Annotated in this window: 8 protein-coding genes; 4 read left to right on the top strand and 4 right to left on the bottom strand. The window is 62.4% G+C overall.

The window, feature by feature from the left end:
* Window positions 1-117: 117 nt before the first annotated feature.
* Both EN964_RS21145 and EN964_RS21140 read right to left on the bottom strand, forming a co-directional pair.
* Window positions 118-1,365: a sugar ABC transporter substrate-binding protein gene (locus tag EN964_RS21145; RefSeq protein ID WP_127273261.1), complete on the bottom strand. Its 1,248-nt coding sequence runs from the start codon at window positions 1,363-1,365 to the stop codon at window positions 118-120.
* 63 nt (window positions 1,366-1,428) lie between these two features.
* Window positions 1,429-2,472 (bottom strand): LacI family DNA-binding transcriptional regulator, encoded by a 1,044-nt coding sequence (locus tag EN964_RS21140; RefSeq protein ID WP_127272522.1) that lies wholly within the window; start codon window positions 2,470-2,472, stop codon window positions 1,429-1,431.
* 685 nt (window positions 2,473-3,157) lie between these two features.
* Between EN964_RS21140 and EN964_RS21135 the strand changes: the two genes are divergently transcribed.
* Together EN964_RS21135 and EN964_RS21130 are read left to right on the top strand one after the other, a co-directional pair.
* Window positions 3,158-3,361, top strand: coding sequence for a hypothetical protein (locus tag EN964_RS21135; protein ID WP_127269696.1), 204 nt, complete (start codon window positions 3,158-3,160; stop codon window positions 3,359-3,361).
* A 5-nt stretch (window positions 3,362-3,366) separates the two neighbouring features.
* Complete coding sequence (locus EN964_RS21130; RefSeq protein WP_127269694.1) at window positions 3,367-3,558, top strand: hypothetical protein; 192 nt, start codon at window positions 3,367-3,369, stop codon at window positions 3,556-3,558.
* 28 nt (window positions 3,559-3,586) lie between these two features.
* On the opposite strand, the gene EN964_RS21125 is transcribed toward EN964_RS21130, so the two are convergent.
* The gene (locus EN964_RS21125; RefSeq protein ID WP_127269692.1) at window positions 3,587-3,853 is read right to left on the bottom strand and encodes a DUF1488 domain-containing protein; all 267 of its coding nucleotides are present in this window, start codon (window positions 3,851-3,853) and stop codon (window positions 3,587-3,589) included.
* Window positions 3,850-4,098 carry a hypothetical protein gene (locus EN964_RS21120; protein WP_127269690.1) on the bottom strand — a complete coding sequence of 83 codons (249 nt, stop codon included), beginning with the start codon at window positions 4,096-4,098 and terminating at the stop codon, window positions 3,850-3,852. The genes EN964_RS21125 and EN964_RS21120 overlap by 4 nt, the downstream gene beginning before the upstream one ends.
* Before the next feature lie 250 nt (window positions 4,099-4,348).
* Here EN964_RS21120 and groES point away from each other — a divergent pair, with 250 nt between their 5' ends.
* Together groES and groL are read left to right on the top strand one after the other, a co-directional pair.
* Window positions 4,349-4,687, top strand: coding sequence for a co-chaperone GroES (gene groES, locus EN964_RS21115; RefSeq protein WP_127269688.1), 339 nt, complete (start codon window positions 4,349-4,351; stop codon window positions 4,685-4,687).
* Window positions 4,688-4,720: 33 nt separating this feature from the next.
* The coding region (gene groL, locus EN964_RS21110) for a chaperonin GroEL (RefSeq protein WP_127276704.1) at window positions 4,721-6,187 on the top strand (1,467 nt) is incomplete at its 3' end.

Here is a 6,187-nt window from a genome sequence, read left to right as displayed (position 1 = left end):
GACCGGGGGTGGGGTCCTCTGCGGAGCGCGCCGACATCAAGAAACGTCGAGCACTGCGGTGTCGACCCCACCCGGACCTGCGGTCCGACCTCCCCTCAAGGGGGAGGTGAGGTTGGGCTATTTCTGCGGCGCCTGGTCGATGATCGATTGCATCGTCTCTTGTGCGTTGGCTATGGCGCCGTCGACATCGTCGCCGAAGAAGACCTCGTTGATCATCTGCGTCCACGGCCCGTTGGCGGAGTTGATCAGGTCGTTGAACACCACCGAATAGGGCGTCTTGCCCTTGGTCATGGCCTCGGCGGCGACCTGGTAGCGCGGATCGAGATCCTTCAGCGCCTCCTTGGCGATGTCGCCGCGCACCGGCAGGCTGCCGTATTTGGCAAGGATGGTCTGGCCTTCAAGCGAATAGGCGAAGTCGAGGAACTCCTTCACCACGGGCAGTTTCGTGGTGCCCTTGGTGACGACGAAATTGTCGCCGCCGGCAAAGGACGACCAGCCGCTGTCCTTGCCCGGCAGGAAGGTGACGCCGTAGTCGATATCGGGATACTGGGTGTTGAGCGCGCCGATGGCGAAGGCGCCGGACGGCGAGATGCCGATATTGCCGGCGGCAAATGCCGCAAAGAAGTTGGCGCCGGTATCGGTCTGCGCGCCCGCCGGCACCAGGTCCTTCTTGACCATCGAGCGGTAGAGATCGATGGCGCCGCGCAGTTGCGGGCTGTCCAGCGTCGCCTTCGAGCCGTCTTCGCTCAGGATGTCGCCGCCCGACGCCCAGATCAGGGGTGTGAAGGTGAAGATGTTGCAGCCGCCGCAATTGCCGGAGAAGTAGAAGCCCTTGATGTTGCCGCCGAGCGCGTTGACCTTCTCGGCATCGGCCGCGATCTCGGCCCAGTTGGCAGGTCCTTTTTCGGGGTCGAGGCCGGCCTGCTTGAACAGCTTCTTGTTCCAGATCAGCACCGAGGCGTCGGCAGAGAAGGGCAGGCCATAGATGTGATCCTTGTAGGTGCCGGTCTTCACATGCGCCGGCGACAGGCTGGCAAAATAGGGCAGGGACTTTGCCCAGTCGGTAATGTCCTCCAATTGGCCGGCTGCGGCGAAGGAGGGCGTGTAGATCAAATCGAGCGACAGCGCGTCGGGCGCCGTGCCGCCGGCGGCCGCGGCGCCGTATTTCGGGATGATCTCGGCATTGGGAATGATGTCGAGTTTGACCTGGTTGGTGTGCGCCTTGTTGTAGGCATCGACGATCCTCGGCATGAAATTCGAGCCGTCGACGCGCACCCAGATGTTGGCCGTCTCGGCGGCGGCAGTGCCGAGACTGCCACCCAGAACGGCAGCGGCCAGGGTCAGTTTGGCAATCAGGTTCCTCATGTTCTCCTCCTCCAAGGTTGGCCGCGGTCCGCGGCTTGGCGCCGATTGCGCGGCGCTTCGTTTTCAGCCACCCGGCGGATGGCCGCATGACTGCCGCACCACCAGCCGGCACGGCAGTTTTCGAATGCCTGGCGCGGCGGGCTTGCCGCCGACCAGCGAAAGCAGGGTCAACCCGGCCTCGCGCCCGAGCGCGACAAGGTTCATGTCGACAGAGGTCAGCGGTGGGCGCGTCGCCTCGGCCACGATCTCCCAATTGTCGAAACCGATGACGCCGACATCACTGGGGACGTCGAGGCCGCGTTCGCGCAGCGCATCGATGACGCCGCGCGCGATCTGGTCGTTGCCGCAGAAGACCGCGTCCGGCCTTTCGCTTTTGCCGTCGAACAGTTGCGCAACCGCCTGGTGACCCCAGGCTTCCGACCAGGAGCCGAGCAGCGGCTCGCTGACCGTCAGGCCGTTTTCGACCAGCACGTCGCGGTAAGCCTGGACGCGCGCGTGCACCACGGCAAAGCTCGCCGGCCCGGTGACATGGGCGATGCGCTTGCGGCCCAGCCGGCAGAAATGCTCGACGGCCAGCCGGGCGCCGCCAACATCGTCCGAGACGAAGGCGACGGCGTCGGGATCTGGCTGCGTGAAGGCATAGATCACCGGGACGCGCAGATTGGAGAGGTCGACGGGCAGATGGCGATCGATGCGCTTGCCGGTGGCGATGATGCCGTCAACGCGCTTGTCGAGCATGGCGTCGACATGCATCTGGCCCAGCCGCGGATCCTCCTCGACATTGCACAGGAACACCGAGACGCCATTGTCGACCAGCGCGTCCGAAATGCCCGACATCAACGGCAGCGAGAAGCGGCCATAGGTATCGTTGGTGAGCAGGCCGACGGTGAAGCTGCGCCGCCGGAGCAGGCTTTGCGCCAGGCTGTTGGGCCGGAAACCGAGCCGCCGGGCGGTCTCGCGAATGCGTTCGCGCGTCTCGGCTGTCATCCGGCCCTGGCCATTGAGCGCCTTGGATGCGGTGGCGACACTGACTCCGGCCTGGGCGGCCACGTCACGCAAGGTGACTGGCTTGGAAAAGACTGGAACAGGCAGATCGTCCGATGGCATCGCGCCGAGATCCTTGGTTGGGAAAAGGTTTTCTCTTACCGAGCCGGATGAGGCCCGGCAGGTGGCCGAGCCCAACGACGATTGCTTGGGAAAACCTTTTCTCAGATGAAGCTAAGCCAGATCGAATCGCTGTTCAAGGGGAAAAGTTGGTTGGCCTCCGCTCCTCTCCTCCGAAATGCAACGCGGGGTAAAAGCAGCCTCGGAAGCGCGTAGGGGAGAAACGTCAATCGCAGTGCTGGAGGCCCTCGGTCGACACGGGGCGGGGCTGCCGCTTGGGCGTGAAGGATCGCAACTCTGCGCCGGAAGCGAGGCCCGGCAAGGTTGGCTGACGAACGCTCTGAAACTCGATGCCGAAAATTCTGAACAATCCCTCGGGATTAACCTTTCCGTAAATATTTGGCCGCTACTTCGACAGCCATGGCCTCGTGGCGGAGCGGCTACGCTGGAGACGGCAAATCTCTGAAGCCTCGGTTCGATCCCGAGGCGAGGCCTCCAAAATTTCGCGTCCCAATCTGCCCCGAGCGCAGTCAGTTCCCGCGAATAGATTGTGTGTTGCGAAGGCAGTACGGACCGGCCGTCAAAGCAGTCCTGTCTTGAATTTGGCATGCAGGCGCTCGCGAAAAGAGTGCTATGGAAGGGAGGCGAGCGTTGTTGCTTCGCTTTTTCCTGACATTCGAGGCCTTTCGTGCGTGAACCGTCGCTGCTGCCCGTTTTTGGAAAACTTGGCCTCAAGACCCCTGTCGCCTTGGCGGCGGCACCAATCTCGCCGGCAGGTGTGCCGCACCTGCGGAAGCTTCTGGCTGCGCATGGCGGCATGGTGCTGAAACTGTCGGTCGTCGCCTGGACGGTGCTGATCCTGGGCGCCGTGTTTTTCACGATGCGAGGCTGACCGGCATGGCCAACCGCTACACGGTGCGCATGGAGCTTCCCCAGAGTTGGAGCATCATCGATGTCTTCACCGGCCAGCCTGCGGTTGTCCGGCAAAAGGTGATGGTCGGGATGGGGCCGCGCGAGGCCGAGGACATGGTCGTGCAGATGAATGTCCGCGACGTTAAACGCCGCGAAAGGGCCGAGCGCAAGACCTGATCGCGGTCAGCGCCAACTCGCCGCCATTTCAGCCGAAATCGGCCGCCGTCAGCACATACATGCTCTTGCGGGTGCGGTCGTAGGCCTTCGACGCCACCTCGCGGATGGCGCTGCTCTCGGTGTCGAATGTCTGGAGATAACCGGCTTCATCGGCAGCAGTGCCCGGCCGCATCTTGGCCATGGCGTCGGCAGCGACGGAAAATGAGATCTGGAACATGCCGTCATGGCCGACGAAACGAATGCGCTGGCCCGCTTCGTCATAGCTGCGGCTGGGGTTGGGGAAGGTGAGGCTCATGTCTTGGCCTCCGTGGCTTTCTTGGTCGCCCGCTTCTTCTTCGGCGTAGGATTGAGGGCCTCGGCGACACGATCGGCCTCTTCCTTGGCCAGCCGAAGCTCCCTCAGCCTTGCCGTCTTGATCTCCCTGGCTCTTGCCTCGGACATATATTCGGCGGTCGCCTTGTTTTTCTCCGCTGTCTTCTTCTGCTTGTCGACAAAGCGGGCTTCAGCTTTTTCCATGATCGTCTGATTGCCTTCGGCCATCGAAGAAATCTCCCTTGTGCCTGAAATCGTGAAAGTGAACTTGTCCGATAAATAGGCACTCGATCGGCAAAATTCAATCTTTTGAATTATTTGACATTCTGCGGATATCACGAAACGGCCAGCTGAAATAATACTTTTGAATATTTAATTTGGCCCGCGAATAATTTTTGGCACTCCTATCTATCGAGTGCCAACGCGTCTATAGAGGAGGGGCGTGGCCGCCTGTGCCGGCCCCAGAAAGAAAGTTCCCATGAAATTTCGGCCACTCCACGACCGCGTCGTCATTCGTCGCGCCGAAGGCGATATCAAATCCAAGGGCGGGATCATCATCCCCGACACTGCCAAGGAAAAGCCGCAGGAGGGCGAAGTCATCGCCGTCGGCCCTGGCGCACGCGACGAAAACGGCACGCTTGTTCCGCTCGACGTCAAGGCCGGCGACTTCATCCTGTTCGGCAAATGGTCGGGCACCGAGGTCAAGATCGACGGCGAGGACCTTCTGATCATGAAGGAAGCCGACATCATGGGCGTTATCGACAAGAGCGAGACGGCCGCAACCGACAAGACCGTGGCCGCCAAGAAAGCTGCCTGACCTCATTTTCTCCGAACGAACTGGATAAAAATCATGTCTGCCAAGGAAATCAAATTCTCCACCGACGCGCGCGACCGCATGCTGCGCGGCGTCGAGATCCTCACCAATGCGGTGAAGGTCACGCTCGGCCCCAAGGGCCGCAACGTCATCATCGACAAGGCCTATGGCGCGCCGCGCATCACCAAGGACGGCGTCACCGTCGCCAAGGAAATCGAGCTTGCCGACAAGTTCGAGAACATGGGCGCCCAGATGGTGCGCGAAGTGGCCTCGAAGACCAACGACCTCGCCGGTGACGGCACCACCACCGCCACGGTGCTGGCCGCCTCGATCCTGCGCGAAGGCGCCAAGCTGGTCGCCGCCGGCATGAACCCCATGGATTTGAAGCGCGGCATCGACCAGGCGGTTTCCGCCGTGGTCAAGGAAATCCAGGCGCGCGCCAAGAAGGTCAAGTCGTCGGCCGAGATCGCACAGGTCGGCACCATCGCCGCCAATGGCGATGCCAGCGTCGGCGAGATGATCGCCAAGGCGATGGACAAGGTCGGCAATGACGGCGTCATCACCGTCGAGGAAGCCAAGACGGCCGAGACCGAACTCGACGTCGTCGAAGGCATGCAGTTCGACCGCGGTTATCTCTCGCCCTATTTCGTCACCAATGCCGACAAGATGCGCGTCGAGTTGGAAGAGCCCTACATCCTCATCCACGAGAAGAAGCTCGGCAATCTGCAGGCGATGCTGCCGATCCTTGAAGCGGTGGTGCAGAGCGGCAGGCCGCTGCTGATCATCTCCGAGGACGTCGAGGGCGAGGCTCTGGCGACGCTGGTCGTCAACAAGCTGCGCGGCGGCCTCAAGGTCGCGGCCGTCAAGGCGCCGGGCTTCGGCGATCGCCGCAAGGCAATGCTGGAAGACATCGCCGTGCTGACATCAGGCCAGATGATCTCGGAAGACCTCGGCATCAAGCTCGAAAACGTCACCATCGAGATGCTCGGCCGCGCCAAGCGTGTGCTGATCGAGAAGGACACCACCACGATCATCGACGGGGCCGGCACCAAGGCGACCATCCAGGCGCGCGTCGCCCAGATCAAGGGCCAGATCGAGGAGACGACCTCCGACTACGACAAGGAAAAGCTGCAGGAGCGGCTGGCCAAGCTCTCCGGCGGCGTAGCCGTCATCCGCGTCGGCGGCGTCACCGAGTCGGAAGTCAAGGAAAAGAAGGACCGCATCGACGATGCGCTGAACGCCACCCGCGCGGCGGTCGAGGAAGGCATCGTGCCCGGCGGCGGCGTGGCTCTGCTGCGTGCCCGCTCGGTGCTTGGCGGCCTGACCGGCGCCAATGCCGATGTCACGGCCGGTATCACGATCGTGCTGCGAGCGCTTGAAGCGCCGATCCGCCAGATCGCCGAGAATTCCGGCGTCGAGGGCTCCATCGTCGTCGGCAAGCTCACCGACAGCAAGGACCACAATCAGGGTTTTGACGCCCAGAACGAGGTCTATGTCGACATG

The sequence above is a fragment of the Mesorhizobium sp. M7A.F.Ca.CA.001.10.2.1 genome, from assembly GCF_003998575.1.
Classification (GTDB): domain Bacteria; phylum Pseudomonadota; class Alphaproteobacteria; order Rhizobiales; family Rhizobiaceae; genus Mesorhizobium.
Note: the sequence above shows the minus strand (reverse complement) of the source record. Positions and strands in the feature narration are given on the sequence as shown.

Coding starts and splice junctions, on each gene's coding strand:
- EN964_RS21145 (WP_127273261.1), bottom strand. CDS start 1,365: ATGAGGAACCTGATTGCCAAACTGACCCTGGCCGCTGCCGTTCTGGGT.
- EN964_RS21140 (WP_127272522.1), bottom strand. CDS start 2,472: ATGCCATCGGACGATCTGCCTGTTCCAGTCTTTTCCAAGCCAGTCACC.
- EN964_RS21130 (WP_127269694.1), top strand. CDS start 3,367: ATGGCCAACCGCTACACGGTGCGCATGGAGCTTCCCCAGAGTTGGAGC.
- EN964_RS21125 (WP_127269692.1), bottom strand. CDS start 3,853: ATGAGCCTCACCTTCCCCAACCCCAGCCGCAGCTATGACGAAGCGGGC.
- EN964_RS21120 (WP_127269690.1), bottom strand. CDS start 4,098: ATGGCCGAAGGCAATCAGACGATCATGGAAAAAGCTGAAGCCCGCTTT.
- groES (WP_127269688.1), top strand. CDS start 4,349: ATGAAATTTCGGCCACTCCACGACCGCGTCGTCATTCGTCGCGCCGAA.